This window comes from Microbacterium sp. NC79, assembly GCF_019061125.1.
Lineage (GTDB): Bacteria > Actinomycetota > Actinomycetes > Actinomycetales > Microbacteriaceae > Microbacterium.
This window is the reverse complement of the sequence record NZ_JAHQYI010000001.1, coordinates 1,290,223-1,309,877: the sequence shown is the minus strand read 5'-3', so window position 1 is coordinate 1,309,877 and position 19,655 is coordinate 1,290,223. Positions and strand designations below refer to the sequence as shown.

Here is a 19,655-nt window from a genome sequence, read left to right as displayed (position 1 = left end):
GTTGTCGCATGGCACAATGACGCCATGCCACGCACAATGCTTCTGGATACCGCTTCTCTCTATTTCCGAGCGTTTTACGGGGTGCCAGATTCAGTGAAGGCGGCTGACGGAACCAGTGTCAACGCGCTACGTGGATTGCTGGACATCATCACCAAACTGGTGACGCTCTACCAGCCGGACACCGTCATCGCGTGCTGGGACGACGATTGGCGCCCGCAATGGCGCGTCGACCTGATTCCGACATATAAAACGCACCGCGTCGTTACAGAAGTTGCCGGCGGCGCTGACGTTGAAGAGGTTCCTGACCCTCTCCAAACTCAAATTCCCATCATTCGCGACATGCTCACTTCGCTCAACATCCCCATCGTTGGACACGCGGACTATGAGGCAGATGACATCGTCGCCACTCTTGCGACACTCGCGGACCGCCACGTCGACATCGTGACAGGCGATCGCGACCTCTTCCAGTTGGTTGACGACTCGCGAGACGTGCGGGTGATTTACACCGCGCGCGGTATGAGCAACCTTGAGATTGTCACTGACGACGTCGTCCAAGGGAAGTATGGGGTGCGCGCAGATCAGTATGCGGACTTCGCGACGATGCGCGGCGATGCGTCTGATGGGCTTCCCGGAGTGCCAGGGGTCGGCGAGAAAACCGCGGCGACGCTCCTGCAAAACCACGGTGATTTGCATGCCATTCGCGTTGCCGCGGCAGAAGGGACAGGCATGTCAGCTGGTGTGGCGAAGAAGATAGTCGCAGCAGCCGAATATCTGGATGTCGCACCCACCGTGGTGCGAGTCGCGCAAGACGTCAACGTGACACTCCCTCCGGCTCCCCTCTCCCCCTTGTCTTCAGACGAAGCACAGCGCGCGGCCGCGCTCGCCGATCAGTGGGCATATACCTCTGCGTGGGAACGTTTCGCCGCAGCGATTGCTTTACGCGGATAACAATGCTGGCCGAGAGTGCAACGACTCTCGGCCAGCATTGTGGAGCTCGGGCTAGTTGACAGTCGCGTACGACTGCGTGGCACGCACCCACTCATCAAGTTTGGCTGCCGCAGCACCGCTATCGATCGCTGCCGCCGCCTGATCTCGGCCTTCGGCAAGTCGCTCCACCATCGAGCGCTGCACCTGGGAAGGGTCGTGCGATAGCCGGTACGAAACGATTCCTGCCGCGGCATTCAACAACACGATATTGCGGACAGGACCCTCGGCGCCCGAGAGAACGTCGCGCACAACCTGCGCGTTGTAGGTGGGGTCTGCGCCCTTGATGTCGTTAATCGAGGCATATGCGAAGCCGAGGTCGCGCGGGTCAAGGTCGTGCTCGTGGATGTCTCCACGAGACACTTCCCAAATTCTGCTGTGACCCGTGATCGTGAGCTCATCAAGGCCATCGTCGCCGCGGAACACCAGCGCGGTGGCGCCTCGGGTGCGGAACACACCGGTAATAAGGGGCACACGGTCAAGCTGCGCAACGCCGACGGCATTCGCTTCCGCACGGGCGGGGTTACACAGGGGGCCAAGGATATTGAAGACGGTCGGCACGCCAAGCTCGGAGCGCGTTGGGCCAGCGAAACGGAACCCCGGGTGAAACGCTGCAGCCCAGACAAATGAAAGGCCAACGGTTTCCAACACCTCGGCGACCTGTTCCGGTGTCGTATTCAGGTTGACGCCAAGGGCACTCACCACATCCGACGCACCAGAAGAAGACGTGGCGGCGCGATTGCCGTGCTTCACCACGGGGACCCCACTGGCCGCACACACAATGGACGCCATTGTCGAAACGTTGACGGTGCCGTATCGATCGCCGCCCGTACCCACAATGTCGAGCACGCCGGCAGGCACCGGAAGATCGAGCGCTGATTCCAGAATCGCATCGCGGAAGCCGACGATCTCATCAACGGTCTCGCCTTTGGCACGGAGCGCGATGAGAAAACCGCCAAGCTGTGCCTCTGTCGCGCGGCCTTGCATGATCTCGCGCATCGCCCAGGTGGACTCCCACACACTGAGATCCTTGCGGTCTAAAAGGGTGGTCAGAACATGGGGCCACGAGATCTCGTCGAACATTACTCAATATTAGCGAGCCTCGACACGCCGACAGTGCGTCGGTAACGTCATGTGTCATTCCGCGGCTCACAGCGTGAATGTGCCTGATACAAGGCAGGTTCCCAGGCACTTGTAAGGATGCCCTAAGTTCACTCGAACTCAGTTTGATACGGCCGAGTGCATAAAACACGCTCGGTTATCAGCCATAATGGAAGGGTGACGAGCACAGTGACGCATGCCCCGGCGGCAAAAACAGTTAAGAGGCCAGACCCGGTTTCGGTCGGTACCATCGTGTGGCTTGGTAGCGAGGTTATGTTCTTCGCTGGCCTGTTTGCCATCTACTTCACGCTTCGGAGTACTTCTCCCGAGCTATGGGCGGCCCGTACCGAACTCCTGAACATTCCGTTCGCGACGGTAAACACCCTGATCCTGGTGGCGTCTTCGTTCACCTGTCAGATGGGTGTCTTCGCCGCAGAGCGCTTCCAGCCCTACTCCGGAATCTCCGAGGGCAAGAAGCGTATGGGAATGGTTCCGTGGTTCTGGATCACCTTCGCACTCGGCGCGATCTTCGTTGCCGGTCAGGTATGGGAATACACCACGCTGGTCGTCGAGGGGCTGCCTATTCAGGCTGACTCCTACGCTTCGGCCTTCTACATCACGACGGGCTTCCACGCTCTGCACGTGACCGGTGGTCTTATTGCCTTCCTCCTCGTCATCGGACGCGCGTACGCAGTGAAGAACTTCCGTCACAAGGAAGCCACCACCGCAATCGTCGTGTCGTACTACTGGCACTTTGTCGACGTGGTCTGGATCGTCCTGTTCCTCGTCATCTACTTCCTCAAGTAAGAAAGCAGAGCTGAACTCGATATGTCACGCGAGAAGAAGACCCGCGCTGGCGGCCGCCGCAGCCGCATGGCCACTGTTGCCCTGATCGGCATCGGCCTGCTTTTGACCGGTGGAGCATACGCTGGCGCATCCGCAGCCATGGCAGCAACACCGTCGTCGACGGTAGCGACCGAGCTGACGGTTGACGACGGCAAGAAGCTCTTCCAGGCGAACTGTGCAACGTGCCACGGCATGAACCTTGAAGGTAGCGAGAACGGTCCGGGCCTTGTCGGCACCGGTGAGCTCGCTGTCGAGTTCCAGATGGCAACCGGCCGTATGCCGATGCAGGCGCAGTCACCGCAGGCACCGCAGAAGGCTCCGCAGTTCACCGACGAGCAGATTGCTGCCGTCGCCGCCTGGGTCCAGCAGGAGGGTGGCGGCGCCACGTTCCCGGATGACAGCATTCTCGACGGCGGTGGCGACATCGCAGCCGGTGCTGAGCTTTTCCGCATCAACTGCGCCATGTGCCACAACGTTGCTGGTGCCGGTGGCGCACTGACCGAGGGCAAGTACGCTCCGTCCGTGATGAACACCTCGGCGCTGCACCTGTACGCCGCCATGGTTACCGGCCCGCAGAATATGCCGGTCTTCAATGACATGACCCTGACCGAAGACGAGAAGCGCGACATCATCTCCGCGATTCTCTACATGCAGAATGAGCCGTCCCCCGGTGGGATGACGCTCGGATCGCTCGGCCCAGTGTCTGAAGGTCTGTTCGTCTGGATTTTTGGAATCGGCGCGCTCGTTGCACTCACGGTGTGGATCACCGCGAAGTCCAACTAACGCAGGTTCATTTTTAAGCTTGAGATACGAGGAGCACAATGACTCACGTGGATGACCCGAAGGCGCTGGAGCACAGCTACCAGCCTTCATCGGGCATCGCCGTCAAGGTCGATGACCCTGCAGTCAACCCCGGTCTGCCGCCGCACCGCGAGCGAATGACCGACAAGGATCCGAAGGCTGAGAAGCGTGCCGAGCGCACCGTCTACTCGCTCTTCTACCTGTCGCTTGCCGGCAGCATCTGGGCGGTAGCCGCCTACATGCTGTTCCCGATCGAAGATCAGGTCAACCCGATCGCCGCTGTGCGCGCGAACAACCTGTACATCGGTCTCGGCATCGCACTCGCCCTCCTTGCCATCGGTATTGGTGCCATTCACTGGTCCAAGGCGCTGATGAGTGACAAGGAGTTCACCGAGGAGCGCCACGCTACCCGCGGCTCAGAAGAGACTCGCGCGGCTGCCATCCAGGACTTCGCGGACGCTAACGAAGAGAGTGGCTTCGGCCGCCGTGCGATGATCCGCAACTCGCTCATCGCAGCGATCGTTGCCAGCGTCATCCCGGGCATCACGCTCTTCCGCGGCCTCGCTCCGCACGGTGTTGACCCCGTCGCACTGCTGAAGGAAACGATGTGGGACAAGGACATGTACCTTGCTCACGACCCGTCTGGTGAGCGCATCAAGGCATCGGATCTCACCTATGGTTCCGTTGTTCACGTGATCCCCCAGCCGTTGTCGGAGATCCCGCACTCGGACGGCTACCTCGAGGAGAAGGCCAAGGCCATCGTTCTCCTGGTTCGCGTTCCCGAGGACAAGCTCAACGAGCTGCCCGAGCGCAAGGACTGGTCGTACCACGGCATCGTCGCCTACTCGAAGGTGTGCACGCACGTCGGTTGCCCCGTTGCTCTGTACGAGCAGCAGACGCACCACCTGCTGTGCCCGTGCCACCAGTCGCAGTTCGACATCACTAACCACGCGGCAGTTATCTTCGGACCGGCGGCACGCCCGCTTCCGCAGCTGCCCATCACCGTCGACGATGAGGGCTACCTGATGGCACGTAGCGACTTCACCGAGCCCGTCGGCCCGAGCTTCTGGGAGCGTCATTGAGTACCGCAAACAGCCCTGTGATTGACAAGGGCGAGAAGCAGGCTCCGCTCGGCGGCAAGTTCGTCGGTGGCGTAGCCAACTACCTCGATGAGCGCACGAGCCTCTCCGGCTTCGTCAAGGCGCTCGGTCGCAAGATCTTCCCCGACCACTGGTCGTTCATGCTGGGTGAGATTGCGCTGTGGAGCTTCGTGGTTGTGTTCCTCTCCGGAACCTTCCTGACGTTCTTCTTCGACGCTTCGATGGTCGAAACTCACTACACGGGTGCCTACGCGCCGATGGTGGGAATTCCGATGTCGGCGGCCATGGAGTCGACGCTCTACATCTCGTTTGACCTCCGCGGTGGCCTTCTGGTTCGCCAGATCCACCACTGGGCAGCCCTGATCTTCGTTGCTGGTATCGGTGTGCACATGCTCCGCGTCTTCTTCACCGGCGCATTCCGCAAGCCGCGCGAGCTCAACTGGGTCATCGGTTTTGTTCTCTTCATCCTCGCGATGGCAGAAGGCTTCACCGGCTACTCGCTCCCCGACGACCTGCTCTCGGGTAACGGTCTGCGAATCATCGATGGCATGATCAAGGGCTTCCCCGTCATCGGAACCTGGACTTCGTTCCTGCTGTTCGGTGGCGAGTTCCCGGGAACTGACATCGTCGGCCGCCTGTACACGCTGCACATCCTGATCCTGCCGCTACTGGTGATCGCCCTCATCGGTCTTCACCTCGTGCTCATGATCGTCAACAAGCACACGCAGTTCGCCGGCCCCGGTCGCTCGAACAACAACGTCGTCGGCTACCCGATGATGCCCGTGTACATGTCGAAGATGGGCGGCTTCCTGTTCATCACGTTCGGTGTGATCGTGCTGATCGCGTCGCTCTTCCAGATCAACCCGGTCTGGAACTACGGCCCGTACGACCCGTCGCCGGTTTCTGCTGGTACCCAGCCTGACTGGTACATCGGTTTTGCTGACGGTATGCTGCGTCTGGCTCCGCCGAACTGGGATGTCGTGCTGTTCAACCACACGCTCTCGCTCGGAATCCTGATCCCGGTCGCGATCATCGGTGTGTTCATCCTGCTCGTCCTCTTCTACCCCTTCATCGAGGCGTGGATCACGGGAGACAAGCGCGAGCACCACATTGCTCAGCGCCCGCGTCAGGCAGCAACTCGTACCGCTATCGGTGCAGCCGGTGTCACGATGTACGCAGTCATGTGGGCGGCAGCATCGTCTGACCTCATGGCAACGCACTTCCACCTCACGATGGAAGGCGTCATCCACACACTGCAGGCTCTCCTCTTCCTCGGCCCGATCCTCGCGTACTTCATCACGAAGCGCATCGCGATCGCACTGCAGAAGAAGGACCGCGAGATTGCCCTGCACGGTTACGAGTCGGGCCGCATCGTCCGCCTCCCGGGTGGCGAGTACATCGAAGTTCACCAGCCGGTGGACGAGTACGAAATGGTCAAGCTGGTCGACTACGAGACCTACGAGCCCCTGGTTGTTCGCCCGAACGACAAGGGCCGGATCCCGGCCATGCAGAAGTTCCGTGCGGCACTGTCGCGCTGGTTCTTCGAAGACCGCCTCGCACCGGTCACGCAGGCTGAGCTCGACGAAGCTGCTTCGCACCACGCACACGGTGTTGCCGGTCACGGCGAAACCGGTGAGGTCGAAGCTGGCACAGACAGCAAGCACTAAGTAATGCCAGAAGGGCCCCGATCTTCGGATCGGGGCCCTTCTGGTTCCCATCTCCCCCGAACCAAGGATTGTCGTGACCCCGTCTCAGTACACCGCTCTCGCTGCCCAGGCGACGGCGGAGATCGAGGTACAGCGCTCACGATTTCTGTGCACCCTCACGCCGGTGACAAGTGACGCTGACGCGCGCGTTGTTTGGGCGCAAACCAAAGAGCAGTTTCACGACGCGCGCCACCATTGCCTCGCATTTGTTATCGGCCCTGACCGATCGCTCCGGCGCTCGAGCGACGACGGCGAGCCTAGCGGCACGGCTGGCGCACCCATGCTGGATGTGCTGAATGGCTCTGGCGTCAGCGATGTTGTCGCCGTCGTCACCCGCTGGTTCGGCGGCACACTCCTCGGCACTGGCGGGCTCATCCGAGCCTATTCAGATGCGGTGCGTGCTGCGCTCGACGTTGCGCCGACTATCCGACGCGAACTGATGATCGAACAGCACGTCGCGCTCCCCCTCGCGTCGGCCGGTGCCGTCGAAGCTGACCTCCGCCGTCGCGGCTTCACCATTATCGACTCGGTCTGGGGCACAGACGTATCGCTCACGGTGGGTTCTGACCGTGCTACCGCTGACTCTCTCGCCGGTATTCTTGCGGCTCTCAGCGCTGGTTCCGTGGTTCCGGAACCCGGTGGTTCGCGCTGGGTCAACGCGCAATAATCACTGCGAGAATAGAACAGTGAGTGTTGTTTCGGTGAGATCAGAGACGGTGCTGCCACGGGATACGTGGACGGCATTGGAACGCGCGCATCACGAGCGTGCCGATATGCTCACCGCCGCCCATCGTGCGCGGTCCCTGCGTCATGAGAAGCATCCAGTCTGGGACTTTCTGTTCACCTACTATTCGTACAAGCCGACGGTCATGCGCAAGTGGCACCCAGGAGTCGGCGTCGCGTTGGCCGATGGCGCGAACACGTCCCGTGCCGAAATGCGCTGGTATGTCACGGATGCCGACGGAACCACGCGGCTGGATACGGCAGCGTTCGCGGAGTTGCGTGGCGGCGGCGTGCAGCACGTGGTGTCACTCCTGCGCGCTACGGCGACCAGGCCAGGCCGTTTCGATTGCTTTGGCATGCACGAGTGGGCCATGGTCTACCGTCAAGATGAACATCGCCACGCTGCGCCCTTACGTCTGGGGCAAGCAGGCACCGATGCGGTCGTCGAGGCCGCCGATCTGAAATGCACGCACTACGACGCCTACCGATTTTTTACACCCGAAGCGATACCGCGAAACTCCGTCGCCCCCACCAGGCAACTGCAGCTGGCGATGGAACAGCCCGGGTGCCTGCACGCCGGCATGGATCTCTATAAGTGGGCGCTGAAACTGGGGCCACTCGTGCCCGGGCATATCCTGCTTGATTCGTTTGAGCTGGCACGAGATATTCGCCTGCTCGACATGCAGGCATCGCCATACGACATCACCGCATGGGGCTATCCGGCTGTTGCGGTAGAAACCCCGGCTGGCAAGGCTGAGTATGTGCAACGTCAACGTGAATTCGCAGCACGTGCTGAAGCGCTTCGCGAAGCCATGATTTCAGCAGTGACCACCTTTGAGGAGACGGCATGACCACCGTGCAGGATGTGCTTGATGAACTAGCCACGTTGGAAGATCCCAAGGCGCGCGCCATCAACGAACGCCACGGAGACGATCACGGCGTCAACCTCTCGAAGCTCCGCGCGCTGGCGAAACGCATCGGCATGAACCGTGCGCTGGCCGGCGAACTGTGGGACACCGACATCACGCCTGCACGCCTCGTTGCGTTACTGATCAGTCGCCCCAAGGAGTACACCACCGCCGAGCTCGATCGCATGCTGCGGGAGTCGCGCACCCCGAAAACAACGGACTGGCTGGTCAACTACATCGCGAAGAAGTCTCCGCTCGCGTCAGAACTGCGTAACGCTTGGTTCGCCGACTCTGATGCCCACGTTCGTGCCGCAGGGTGGGCGCTGACGACCGATCGCGTCGTGAAGAAGCCCGCGGGCCTTGATCTGGAGGCGTTGCTTGACCAGATCGAGGGCGAAATGGCGTCCGCGTCTGGCACCCTGCAGTGGAATATGAACGAGACGCTCGCCACCATCGGGATCCATCACCCGCATTTACGAGCGCGGGCGCTTGAGATTGGCGAACGGCTCGAAGTTCTCAAGGACTACCCGACTCCCCCAAACTGCACCTCGCCATTCGCACCGACGTGGATTAACGAGATCGTCCGTCGTCGCGAAGGCGAAAAATAGGTTGAGCCCGGCCATCTGGCCGGGCTCAACCTATTTGCCATCGTTATCGACTGGTCGGGGCACCGCTGGCGCGGCCAGCACGGCGTCGCTGACCGGCAGGCCGACCGCTGTTTTGCGAAGGAGCGGAACCATGACGCGGGCTCTCAGCGTGGTTTCGACCACTGCCCTGACGTGACGCTCCCCCGCTCGTGCGCGGCGCATCAGTGTGCCGAGCGCTCTCGCCGTACGAGCGTGACTCGGTACGGTGACGCTGCGGCTCATTCCGGCCACCCGTTTGTGCTGCGCGCTGACGGCGTTGCGTCCGCTCGCCATCGGCACGACCATCGTCCTGGCGTGCCGACGTACCCTCGCTCCGCGTGCGCGCAGGGCGCGACGTGGTTCCGTTTGTGGCACGTTGCTCACGAGCCTGACGCTTGCGCTGCGCATTGGCGCCCTGCGATTTGCCTGTCGGCGCCGTCTGCAGCGGTTGGTTGCCGACGCCAGGACCGCCTGGCCGCGGTGCGACGCGTGGGGCGACCTCGCCGACCATGGCAACGACGGCCTCTGACGATGCGGTGACACGCTGCGGTGTGACCTTAATCTTCGCCTTCTTCAGCAGGTCGAGTGTGTCCTTGCGCTGAATTTCAAGCATCAGCGTCACGACGTCACCCGAGTTGCCTGCGCGCGCCGTGCGACCGGAACGGTGCAGGTACGCCTTGTGCTCGGCGGGCGGATCAACGTGCACAACGAGGTCAACGCCATCAACGTGCACGCCGCGAGCGGCCACATCGGTGGCCACAAGAACCTTCACTTCGCCGGAGGAGAAGGCAGCAAGGTTGCGATCACGAGCGGCCTGCGACAGGTTTCCGTGCAGGTCGACAGCGGGAATGCCCGACGCGGTGAGCTGCTTTGCGAGCTTCTTTGCCTGGTGCTTGGTGCGCATGAAGAACATGCGGCGCGCCGAGCCAGAAGCCAGCGCCTTCACAATCGCGTTCTTCGAATCCTGGTCTTCAATGGCAAACAGGTGGTGAGTCATGTCGACGACGGGTGCATTCGCCTCATCGACCGTGTGCTCGACCGGGTTGCGCAGGAATCGCTTCACAATCTTGTCCACACCATTGTCGAGCGTCGCCGAGAACAGGAGGCGCTGTGCGTTGGGGTGGGTGGCCGACATGATACGGGTCACGCCGGGGAGAAAGCCGAGGTCTGCCATGTGGTCAGCTTCGTCAAGCACGCTGATCGAGACCTCATTGAGGTGCACATAGCCCTGCTTCATGAGGTCTTCGAGACGACCAGGGCACGCCACGATAATGTCGACACCGTCGCGCAGGGCATCTTCCTGACGCTTCTGGGACACACCACCGAAGATCGTCGTGACCTTGAGGCCCTCAGCCTTAGCAAGGGGTTCAATCGTGGCGGCAATCTGCGTCGCCAGTTCGCGCGTCGGAGACAACACGAGGCCCGCAGGACGACGGCCACGACGCTTTTCACCTGCACGAAGGGATCCGAGGCGAGCGACAAGTGGAATCGCGAATGCGAGAGTCTTGCCGGAACCAGTGCGTCCGCGGCCGAGAACGTCAACGCCAGCAAGGGTCGACGGGAGGGTGGACTCCTGAATGGGGAACGGCGTGGGGCGCCCCTCCGCGATGAGGGCATTGACAATCGTCGCGGGGACGCCGAGGTCGGCGAACGACGAAGAGGTCTGGGTAGTCTGAATAGACATGTACTTTCTGAGCATGAGAACGCGACGGCGTCATTCACCGTCAGGCGGTGGAGCAGCTCTAGCTCCGATCGCCGCGGTAGAAGAAATCAATCAGCTCAGCGGCCTTGCTTGCAGCACATTTCGGGATGAATTCGTGTGCAAGACCTGCTAACACTACCACTGACTGTCCGAGCGACTGGTGTCAACGGGTAGAGGCGGTACGCTTGGTAGGTGAAGGAAACAGAAGACACCGCTCCCGAAACTCACGAGGAACAGGTCACCTTCGCTGATCTCGGCCTCGATGGGCCCGTTCTTGCCGCGATCCGCGACCTGGGTTATGAACGACCCTCCGCGATCCAAGCGGCAACAATCCCGATTCTCCTCGAGGGCCATGACGTCGTCGGCATGGCACAGACCGGAACAGGCAAGACTGCCGCATTCGCTCTGCCGATCATGCAGCGCCTCGACATCTCCCAGAAGACACCCCAGGCCCTCGTCCTGGCGCCGACTCGCGAACTCGCGCTCCAGGTCTCTGAGGCTTTTGAAGCGTACGCCGCACGCATGAAGAACGTGCACGTGCTCCCCGTCTACGGCGGTCAGGGCTATGGCGTGCAGTTGTCGGCACTCCGCCGTGGGGTTCACATTGTGGTTGGCACCCCCGGCCGCATCATGGACCACCTCGACAAGGGCACGCTTGATCTCTCACAGCTCAAGTACCTGGTCCTCGATGAGGCCGATGAAATGCTGAAGATGGGCTTCGTCGAAGACATCGAGACGATTCTTGCGGAGACCCCCGCCGACAAGCAGGTCGCACTGTTCTCCGCGACCATGCCGTCACAGATCCGCCGCATCTCGAAGAGCTACCTGCGTGAGCCGCAAGAGATCACGGTCAAGTCGAAGACCACGACCAACACCAACATCACCCAGCGCTACGTCATCGTCTCGCACCAGCAGAAGCTTGATGCGCTGACGCGCATCCTCGAAGTCGAGAACTTCGACGGCATGATCATCTTCGTGCGTACGCGCGGCGAAACCGAGACCGTCGCCGAAAAGCTTCGTGCACGCGGATACTCGGCTGCTGCCATCAGCGGCGATGTCGCTCAGGCTCAGCGTGAGCGCACCGTCAACCAGCTGAAGGACGGCAAGCTCGACATCCTGGTGGCGACCGATGTTGCCGCGCGTGGTCTCGACGTTGAGCGTCTCAGCCACGTCGTGAACTTTGACATCCCGACCGACACCGAGTCCTACGTGCACCGCATTGGTCGCACCGGTCGCGCCGGCCGCACGGGCGATGCCATCAGCTTTGTCACGCCCCGCGAACGCTACCTGCTCGGTCACATCGAGAAGGCGACGCGCCAACAGCCGACGCAAATGCAGCTTCCGACGAGTGAAGATGTCAACAACACGCGCCTGGCACGTTTTGACGACTCGATTACGGCCGCTCTCGCCGAAACCGAGCGGATGAACAAGTTCCGCGACATCATCGCGCACTATGTCCGCAACCACGATGTGCCCGAGGCTGACGTTGCGTCAGCCTTGGCCATTGTCGCGCAGGGCGACACTCCCCTCTTGCTCGACGACGCCGAAGACGCACGCATGCGCGAAGAACTCGCGCGCGTTGAAGGGCGTGGCAAGAAGTCCCGTGACCGCGATGGCGGAGAGCCGCGACCGCGTCGCGAGCGCAACTCGGGTGCGTTCACCGCTTACCGCATCGAGGTCGGTCGTCGTCACCGTGTCGAACCGCGTCAGATCGTCGGTGCCCTCGCAAACGAAGGTGGACTCGGCCGCGATGACTTCGGTGCGATCGCGATCAAGCCAGACTTCTCCATCGTTGAGTTGCCGACCACGCTGCCTGCAGGAACGCTTGACAAGCTGCGCGATACTCGTATCTCGGGTCGTTTGATCGAGATCAAGCCCGACCGTGGTCGTCCGGCTGGGCGCCGTCGCGAAGACGACGGTTACCGCAACGATCGCCCACGTCGTGATGACCGCGACGGTGGATTCCGCAAGGAAGGTTCGAACCGCGACGAACGTCCGCGCTACGAAAACAACGGCGACGAGCGTCCGACTCGCAAGCCGCGCCACAAGCACACCGACCGCTAAACACAGCGATCGTTAACAGGCTGGGGGCTCTCACCGTTTCGGTGAGAGCCCCCAGCTCTTTTCCGGCGGCGCGGTGGCGGCACGTGCCCGCACCAGCGGGGCTAGATGCGTAGGCAACGCAGGCGTATCATGCGCGCATGAACGAAAAATTGCACGGCGCTATGACTGAACAGCACATACGCACTGGCCCCGTGCCCACCACCACGCACGCAGAGTGGGGCGCAGGAAACCCTCGTCTGCTGGTGACGCGCGAGCCCGACATCCGATACGTCTTCGACCTCACGGCTGATCTCACCACGATTGGTTCGTCTGGAACGTCGACGATCGTCTTGCCCGATATCGATCAGTCACATGCCTCCATCTCCCATGACAAGCGTGATGAGTACGTGCTGACGATGATCGGCGCAGGCATAACCAATGCGAACCTGCACATCGACCCGGTTTCTCGCGGTGAAGACAGTGAAATTCTCCGTTCCGGAGCCACCTTCACAGCGGGCCCGTGGCGATTCGTTTTTCAACGAGACGAGTTCGCCGACCACGGACGCCCGTACGGTGGCCGCGAGGGCGGCTGGGCTTCAATGCAGAAGTCGCAACCCCAACGACCTGACTACGCTCACCGGGAGGAGCCGCAAGCCCCGAAAGACTAGTTCCGCCCCCGTCGGCGCCGCACCTGACTGAGCGGGCGTCCTGCTGGCTTGTCAAGGGGCTCACGATTGCGCGCAAACTGGCCTAGCCTGCGGGTATGAACGAACGAATGCATGGCGCCATGAGCGACCAAACGGTGCGCTCAACTCCCCCGGCAACGACGACCCATGCCGAACGTGGTGCAGGACACCCGCGGCTTCTCATCACCAATGAGCCAGAAAGAATGACCTATGAGCTCGTCGACGAAGTAACGACGATCGGCTCCTCACCGACGTGTACGTTGACGCTTCCTGACATGGAATCGCTGCACGCGACGATTACGCACGACGATCGTGACGAGTATGTCGTGACCCTCCATGGCGAAGGCGAAATGAACGCCAACCCGACGTCAAGCGCCACCGCGCCTGGAGACAACACCGAAACCCTGCGCCACGGTGCGCATTTCACGGCCGGAGCGTGGCGATTCGTCTTTCAACGCGACGAATATGCCGACCATGGCCGCCCGTTTGGCGGGCGCGTGGGTGGCGAATTGTCAGACCAGCCGCCGCAGCCGAAACGGCCCGACTACAGTGACGGAACCACACAGCCACGTGCTGGGTGGGAAGTCCAGGACGATTAGTCACGGAACAACACATGACCGCGGTCGGTGCGGACGCGATACGGCGAATCCGGCGCGGGCGCGGTTTCGAATACCGTGCCGCCGACGGCACCCGCATCACCTCAGAAACGCAACTTCAACGGTTCCGGGATCTCGTGATTCCGCCCGCGTGGAACGATGTCTACATCGCTCACTCCCCTGATGCCAAGGTGTTGGCCATCGGCGTCGACGCCGATGGTCGCACCCAATACCGATACCACCCGTCGTGGATTGCGGCTGCGGCAGAAGAAAAGTTCGCGCGTGCACTGGATCTCGCCGATGTATTGCCAAGGGCGAGACAGGGCGTGACCAAGGATTTGCGCCGCGGAACCACCGAACGGCGGGTTGTCCTCGCTGCGGCATTTAGAATTCTTGATTCTGCGCTCGTCCGCATCGGATCGGAAGCGTACGAGCACACCCACAAGACCGTCGGTGTCTCAACCCTTCGCTGTCGCCATGTTCGCCTTGCTGACGCTGATATCGGGCTGAGGTTTCGGGCAAAGGGAGGCCTGCGGTGGGACTCCGAGCTCCACGACCCGGATCTTGCCGCCGTGCTCCGTCTGCTGACGGCTCGCGGCCCCGGTCGGCGGCTCCTCGCGTGGCATGATGATGCCGGCTGGCATCCTTTGCGGGCACCCGAGGTTAACGCCGATGTGCGGGAACGGACCGGCGGTGAGTTCACCGCAAAAGATTTTCGCACGTTGCATGGCACGTTAGAAGCAGCGCGTTCCTTGGCGGAATATGGCGCTCAGGATGACGCCAAAGCGCACGCAGCAGCCATCCACGAGGCCGTGCGAGCGGCCGCCACGGCGTTAGGAAATACCGAGAGCGTCGCACGCTCGAGCTACATAGATCCACGGCTCTTTGAGGCGTACGAACGGGGCGAAGTGATCGCTGGTGGTCGGCGGGCCGGCGTGACCGGCCTACGAAAACTTCTCGAAGCGTAGTCCTCGCATCGCTCTCGAGAGCTGTCAACCCCCTCGCCACTAATCTCGCCCGCCCCTAACGTCGGGGTATGACTGAATCGATCGTGGACCCCCGCACGAAGTACTACTCCGACGGTTTCCCCCGTGATACCGGCACCCAACCCGGGCTTGTCAGTGAAACAAACCCACGGCCCGATCACGGTGAAGATTCTTATCGGGGCGCGCGCCGCCTGACCGGCCGCCGAGCGCTGATCACCGGTGGCGACTCCGGCATCGGCCGCGCGGTCGCTATCGCGTATGCGCGAGAGGGGGCGGATGTTGCGATTAGCCATTTGCCGCAAGAGCAAGACGACGCTGACGACACCCTTGAGGTGCTGAGGGCCACCGGGCGCACTGCAGTATCGTTGCCCGGCGACATCACTGATGAAGCGACGAGCGAGAAGGTGGTGCGGGACGCATTCGATGCATTGGGCGGCCTCGATATTCTCGTGCTCAACGCCGGGTACCAACGCAGCCGCGATGAGCAAGCTGCCTTCAGCACCATCGAGTTCGATCGAGTGATGAAGACGAACCTTTATGCACCGTTCTGGATGGCACGTACCGCCCTTCCGCTCATGCCGCCCGGTAGTTCCGTCATTGTGACTTCTTCAATCCAATCCGCTTCCCCGTCTCCTGAGCTCCTCGATTATGCGATGACGAAGGCGGCTCAGGTCGCCTTCGTCCGAGCACTGGCCAGCGAGCAGGGCGCGTCAGGAATTCGAGTCAATGCTGTCGCTCCTGGCCCCATCTGGACACCGCTCATTCCCGCCACCGATTGGCCAGATAAACTTCCTTCCTTCGGGCAAGATACGCCGCTAGGCCGCGCCGGCCAGCCCGCTGAACTCGCGGGAGCTTACGTCTATCTGGCATCAGAGGACGCATCGTACGTTTCCGGAGCCGTACTCGCGGTGACAGGCGGCAAGCACCTCTAGTCGATCGCGTTTTGCGCGGCGCGACGGATGTCGCGCCGCGCTTTTGCCACAGGGCCCCTTGGTTCCGAGTCCTGCACAGGACTATGCTCGCCTCCGGCGACTCGCACGGTGGTTAGCCGGAACAAGGGGAAAACGATGCAAGGATCACCGCGATTCCGTCTCACGCCAATGCGCCCACGTGATCCACATGAGGCGTTCCGCCCGGCATCAAGCCTTGAGTTGTTCTTCGACCTGGTGTTCGTTGTCGCCGTCAGCATCGCCTCCGCGAACCTGCATCACGCGCTCGCTGCTGCGCATGTGCTCGACGGCATCATGAGTTATGCCGTCGTGTTCTTCGCGATCTGGTGGGCGTGGATGAACTTCACGTGGTTCGCGACCTCCTTCGACACTGACGATTGGCTCTATCGGCTCATCACGATCGTGCAGATGAGTGGCGTTCTCGTGCTCGCCGCCGGCATCGGCCCAGCATTCAACGAGGGCAACTTTACGATCTCGATCTACGCGTACGTTGTCATGCGTGCAGCGATGCTCGTCCAATGGCTCCGCGCGTCTCGCGGCACCCCGATCCTACGGCGCACGACGCTCGCGTATGCGGCGGGCATCGCCGTCGTGCAGCTCCTCTGGCTAGCGTCTCTTCTGTTGCCGACTGCAATCTTCCCCATCGTCGTCGTGGTCCTGATCCTCGCGGAGGTGTCTGTACCTGTTGTGGCAGAGAAAAATGGAACCACGCCGTGGCATCCGCATCACATCACCGAGCGATACGGCTTGTTTACGCTGATCTTGCTCGGCGAAAGTCTGCTGGCTTCGTCCAACGCGATCATTGCCGCATTGCAGAGCGGCGAGCGACTCGGATCGCTCGTCGGAACGGCGTTGCTGACACTGATTGCAACGGCGGCACTGTGGTGGATCTATTTCTGGCCGCCGCACCATCACGCGATCGGGGGCATGCGCAACTCACTGATCTATGGCTACGGCCATTACTTCATCTTCGCCGCAGCGGGAGCGTTTTCCGCTGGCATTGAGCTCGAGATCGATGTCCTGACCGGACACAGTGAGGTCGGGACCCCCTGGGCCGCCTATGCGTACACGATCCCGCTCGCGGTCTTCGTTCTTGGCGTGTGGCTGCTCGCTATCCGCCGCAATGCGGACGTCTGGGTCAATACCGTGGTTCCGCTCGCCGTCGTTCTCATTCTGGCGGATCCCCTGCTCCCCGTGCCCTTCGCCGTTACCACCGGGATTCTCGTGGGCGTGGTGGCGGTACTCGTGTGGCGTTCGCCGATTGAGCGCGCGTCTCACGACGCCACGCGGTATGAGTGAGCGGCGACGCCGACGTCATCGAGCGTGGTCGCGCGGCGACCTGCGAGCAGGGCGACCCTCAGCAATCGTCCCTACCTTACGCGTGCGAGAAACGAAGAAGAGCGCCTCGTGCGAGACGCTCTTCTTGTTGTTGTGGATCTGAGGGGACTCGAACCCCTGACCCCCTGCATGCCATGCAGGTGCGCTACCAGCTGCGCCACAGACCCTCTGTTGCCCTTGTGAGGCAACTCATCCAGCCTACTACATGCTGAATGGTGGTTATGACCAAATTAGGAATTTTCGACAGGAGTCGGTAATTCAAATGGGATGGTCGGGCAATCGCTCCAGAGACGCTCGAGCGAGTAGTACATACGCTCCTCCTCGTGGAAGACGTGCACGACAATGTCGCCGAAGTCTTCCAGCACCCAGCGAGCGTCAGCACGGCCCTCGCGGCGCAGGCGCTTGTAGCCAGCTTCAAGCATCTTCTCTTCAACTTCGTCCGCGATAGCGGCAACCTGGCGCTCGTTGCGGCCAGTGACAATTACGAAACCGTCGACGAACGGCAACGGCTCAGATACGTCGAGCGCGACGATGTCGACGCCGCCCTTTGCATCGGCGGCACGGGCTGCGATCGACACCATGTCGATCGTGGTCTGGGAGGTCGTCATTAGAACTTTCCGGTCGTTACGACATAGATGGTGAAGCCAATAGCAGCCAATGAGAGCAGGCCGGCGGTAATGGCGAGTGCCACGACCAATTTGCTGCTCTTTTCAGGGGACGGCGGGCGAATCATCTCGACCGGCGTCTTTGCTTGACTCACAGCCGCTGTGGCGGCAATGGGGGTGGGGGAAGATTGGGGTGCGAGCTCGCCGTCAATTAGAACAGCGTCAACATCTTTTCCGTCCGCGACGCCGGGCGCGTGGCCCTGCGAACCGAGCCCTTCTGGCAACGCGAACGTGCCGGTCAGAATCACCTGACCTGTCGACGTTACCGGTGCCGTCAGCGGCGAAAGCGAAACATCTACCGGCAGAATCAGCATGCTTGCTGAGCCCGCGCTACCTGACGACGTCGAACTGCGCACCAGCAGATCGTCGAAGCTTTCGGCCTGTGACAGCATCTCGGAACCAAAGTCAGCTCGAACAACCGGGGCTTCGTCAGCCGCCGCGGTCGTCGCTGCCGACAGCGATGAGTCACTCGCTTCGGCGGGGTCAGACATCGGAATCGATGCTGCACCCGTAGCCGCGCGCGGTGCCCACTGTGATTGTGCGTCTTCTGCGTCTGCTGCAGATTCCGCATCCATGGTCACCGACTCTGCTTCCGGAACCGCCTGTGCGGATTCCGAAACCACGGGCTCTGCTTCTGCCGCAGGTTCTGTTTCAGGAACCGCAGGTGCGGATTCCGGAACTACAGGCTCTACTTCTGCCACGGGTTCCGACTCCGGAACCACGGGTTCCGCTTCAGAAACCGCAGGTGCGGCCTCCGGAACCACGGGTTCCGCTTCAGAAACCGCAGGTGCGGCGTCTGGAACCACGGGTTCCGCTTCAGAAACCGCAGGTGCACTGTCTGTAGCCGCAGGTGTTGCTTCTGAAGGAGCCTGAGTGGTTACTGGCGGCTCATCCTCGGATGCCGGCGGGGTTGCGGCTTCGGGCGTGAGCACAGGAATCGAGTTCGTGCGGATACGCTCTTGAGCGCGCGCCTGCCGCCTCGTGCGTGCACGAACGCCGAGATCGACAGCCGCATCGGCGATGGGCGCAGGGGTCTCGGCAATGGGTTCAGCCGCGCGTGGTAGGTGTAACGGCGGCTCTGCGGGCGTCTCGACGACCGGGGTTACTTCTTGAGGTGCCGCCTGTTCAACAGCCGGAGCTGTCTCAGCATTCTCTGCTGGTTCCGGCGTCGGCGCAGACTGTGCCAACGCTTCGGCGGCAGCCTCTGCCGTGACGATAGGCGTAGCGCCGGTCATCCGGATTTCGCGTAGCTGACGGCGCGTCAGCTGCTGGTCTGCAGACTGGTCGCTGGGGGTCATTCGGTGCTCCGATAAAGGTGATGCTTTGCAATGTATTGCACGACACCGTCAGGAACGAGGTACCACACAGGGTGTCCTCTTTGTACTCGTTCGCGACAGTCTGTCGATGAAATTGCCATTGCGGGGATCTCTAATTGACTCACACGTTCGCTGGGAAGTCCTTCGGTGCTGAGGACATGCCCTGGACGTGAGACCGCGACGAAGTGGGCAAGATCCCACAGTTCGTCGTGATCGCGCCAACTGAGAATTTGTGCGACGGCGTCTGCTCCGGTGATGAAGAACAGATCGGCGTCAGGGCGCTGTGCCTTGAGGTCGCGCAGCGTGTCGATCGTGTAGGTCGGGCCTTCACGATCAACATCAACGCGGCTCACGGTAAATCGAGGATTCGACGCGGTCGAGATGACGGTCATTTCATACCGGTGCTCGCGATTGCTCACTCCAGATTTCTGCCACGGTTGCCCGGTTGGCACGAAAACGACCTCATCGAGGTCAAAAGAGTGAGCGGCCTCACTCGCTGCTACCAGGTGACCATGATGAATGGGATCGAATGTCCCACCCATCACCCCGATACGAGGAGGCCGCGTCTGCGTCATCAA

Annotated in this window: 19 protein-coding genes and 1 tRNA gene; 14 read left to right on the top strand and 6 right to left on the bottom strand. The window is 61.6% G+C overall.

What is annotated here, in order from left to right:
• Positions 1 to 24 precede the first annotated feature (24 nt).
• Positions 25 to 948 carry a 5'-3' exonuclease gene (locus tag KTJ77_RS05855; protein WP_254367376.1) on the top strand — a complete coding sequence of 308 codons (924 nt, stop codon included), beginning with the start codon at positions 25 to 27 and terminating at the stop codon, positions 946 to 948.
• A 51-nt stretch (positions 949 to 999) separates the two neighbouring features.
• Here the strand turns inward: KTJ77_RS05855 and trpD are convergent, their stop codons facing one another.
• Positions 1,000 to 2,067 carry an anthranilate phosphoribosyltransferase gene (gene trpD, locus KTJ77_RS05850; protein WP_217337518.1) on the bottom strand — a complete coding sequence of 356 codons (1,068 nt, stop codon included), beginning with the start codon at positions 2,065 to 2,067 and terminating at the stop codon, positions 1,000 to 1,002.
• Positions 2,068 to 2,262: 195 nt separating this feature from the next.
• Here trpD and KTJ77_RS05845 point away from each other — a divergent pair, with 195 nt between their 5' ends.
• From KTJ77_RS05845 to KTJ77_RS05815, 7 genes are all read left to right on the top strand, one after another.
• The gene (locus KTJ77_RS05845; protein WP_217337517.1) at positions 2,263 to 2,892 is read left to right on the top strand and encodes a heme-copper oxidase subunit III; all 630 of its coding nucleotides are present in this window, start codon (positions 2,263 to 2,265) and stop codon (positions 2,890 to 2,892) included.
• A 21-nt stretch (positions 2,893 to 2,913) separates the two neighbouring features.
• Positions 2,914 to 3,714, top strand: coding sequence for a c-type cytochrome (locus KTJ77_RS05840; protein ID WP_217337516.1), 801 nt, complete (start codon positions 2,914 to 2,916; stop codon positions 3,712 to 3,714).
• Positions 3,715 to 3,752: 38 nt separating this feature from the next.
• Positions 3,753 to 4,814 carry a ubiquinol-cytochrome c reductase iron-sulfur subunit gene (locus KTJ77_RS05835; protein ID WP_217337515.1) on the top strand — a complete coding sequence of 354 codons (1,062 nt, stop codon included), beginning with the start codon at positions 3,753 to 3,755 and terminating at the stop codon, positions 4,812 to 4,814.
• Positions 4,815 to 4,831: 17 nt separating this feature from the next.
• Positions 4,832 to 6,499, top strand: a complete 1,668-nt coding sequence (locus KTJ77_RS05830; RefSeq protein ID WP_367948898.1) for a cytochrome bc complex cytochrome b subunit — start codon at positions 4,832 to 4,834, stop codon at positions 6,497 to 6,499.
• 73 nt (positions 6,500 to 6,572) lie between these two features.
• Complete coding sequence (locus KTJ77_RS05825) at positions 6,573 to 7,205, top strand: YigZ family protein (protein WP_217337514.1); 633 nt, start codon at positions 6,573 to 6,575, stop codon at positions 7,203 to 7,205.
• 106 nt (positions 7,206 to 7,311) lie between these two features.
• Positions 7,312 to 8,112, top strand: a complete 801-nt coding sequence (locus tag KTJ77_RS05820; protein ID WP_254367624.1) for a 3-methyladenine DNA glycosylase — start codon at positions 7,312 to 7,314, stop codon at positions 8,110 to 8,112.
• Positions 8,109 to 8,777 carry a DNA alkylation repair protein gene (locus tag KTJ77_RS05815; protein ID WP_217337513.1) on the top strand — a complete coding sequence of 223 codons (669 nt, stop codon included), beginning with the start codon at positions 8,109 to 8,111 and terminating at the stop codon, positions 8,775 to 8,777. The genes KTJ77_RS05820 and KTJ77_RS05815 overlap by 4 nt, the downstream gene beginning before the upstream one ends.
• Positions 8,778 to 8,820: 43 nt before the next feature.
• On the opposite strand, the gene KTJ77_RS05810 is transcribed toward KTJ77_RS05815, so the two are convergent.
• The gene (locus KTJ77_RS05810) at positions 8,821 to 10,479 is read right to left on the bottom strand and encodes a DEAD/DEAH box helicase (protein ID WP_217337512.1); all 1,659 of its coding nucleotides are present in this window, start codon (positions 10,477 to 10,479) and stop codon (positions 8,821 to 8,823) included.
• Between the two features lie 210 nt (positions 10,480 to 10,689).
• On the opposite strand from KTJ77_RS05810, the gene KTJ77_RS05805 reads away from it, so the two are divergent.
• The 6 genes from KTJ77_RS05805 (at position 10,690) to KTJ77_RS05780 (ending at position 17,057) form a co-directional block, all read left to right on the top strand.
• Entirely contained in the window at positions 10,690 to 12,561 is a 1,872-nt protein-coding gene (locus KTJ77_RS05805) for a DEAD/DEAH box helicase (RefSeq protein WP_217337511.1), read from the top strand.
• A 137-nt stretch (positions 12,562 to 12,698) separates the two neighbouring features.
• The gene (locus KTJ77_RS05800) at positions 12,699 to 13,208 is read left to right on the top strand and encodes an FHA domain-containing protein (protein ID WP_254367374.1); all 510 of its coding nucleotides are present in this window, start codon (positions 12,699 to 12,701) and stop codon (positions 13,206 to 13,208) included.
• Positions 13,209 to 13,303: 95 nt separating this feature from the next.
• Positions 13,304 to 13,825 carry an FHA domain-containing protein gene (locus KTJ77_RS05795; RefSeq protein WP_254367373.1) on the top strand — a complete coding sequence of 174 codons (522 nt, stop codon included), beginning with the start codon at positions 13,304 to 13,306 and terminating at the stop codon, positions 13,823 to 13,825.
• Between the two features lie 14 nt (positions 13,826 to 13,839).
• Entirely contained in the window at positions 13,840 to 14,790 is a 951-nt protein-coding gene (locus KTJ77_RS05790; protein ID WP_217337510.1) for a DNA topoisomerase IB, read from the top strand.
• Between the two features lie 68 nt (positions 14,791 to 14,858).
• Positions 14,859 to 15,740, top strand: coding sequence for an SDR family oxidoreductase (locus tag KTJ77_RS05785; RefSeq protein ID WP_217337509.1), 882 nt, complete (start codon positions 14,859 to 14,861; stop codon positions 15,738 to 15,740).
• 135 nt (positions 15,741 to 15,875) lie between these two features.
• A complete protein-coding gene (locus KTJ77_RS05780) occupies positions 15,876 to 17,057 on the top strand; it encodes a low temperature requirement protein A (RefSeq protein ID WP_217337508.1) in 1,182 nt (393 codons plus the stop codon).
• A 133-nt stretch (positions 17,058 to 17,190) separates the two neighbouring features.
• Here KTJ77_RS05780 and KTJ77_RS05775 read toward each other — a convergent pair.
• The 4 genes from KTJ77_RS05775 to nadD all read right to left on the bottom strand — a co-directional run bounded on the left by KTJ77_RS05775 (position 17,191) and on the right by nadD (position 19,652).
• Positions 17,191 to 17,263, bottom strand: a tRNA-Ala gene (locus tag KTJ77_RS05775).
• Positions 17,264 to 17,326: 63 nt separating this feature from the next.
• Complete coding sequence (gene rsfS / locus KTJ77_RS05770; RefSeq protein WP_217337507.1) at positions 17,327 to 17,704, bottom strand: ribosome silencing factor; 378 nt, start codon at positions 17,702 to 17,704, stop codon at positions 17,327 to 17,329.
• Positions 17,704 to 19,059 (bottom strand): hypothetical protein, encoded by a 1,356-nt coding sequence (locus KTJ77_RS05765; RefSeq protein ID WP_217337506.1) that lies wholly within the window; start codon positions 19,057 to 19,059, stop codon positions 17,704 to 17,706. The genes rsfS and KTJ77_RS05765 overlap by 1 nt, the downstream gene beginning before the upstream one ends.
• The gene (nadD, locus tag KTJ77_RS05760; RefSeq protein WP_217337505.1) at positions 19,056 to 19,652 is read right to left on the bottom strand and encodes a nicotinate-nucleotide adenylyltransferase; all 597 of its coding nucleotides are present in this window, start codon (positions 19,650 to 19,652) and stop codon (positions 19,056 to 19,058) included. The genes KTJ77_RS05765 and nadD overlap by 4 nt, the downstream gene beginning before the upstream one ends.
• Positions 19,653 to 19,655: the final 3 nt, after the last annotated feature.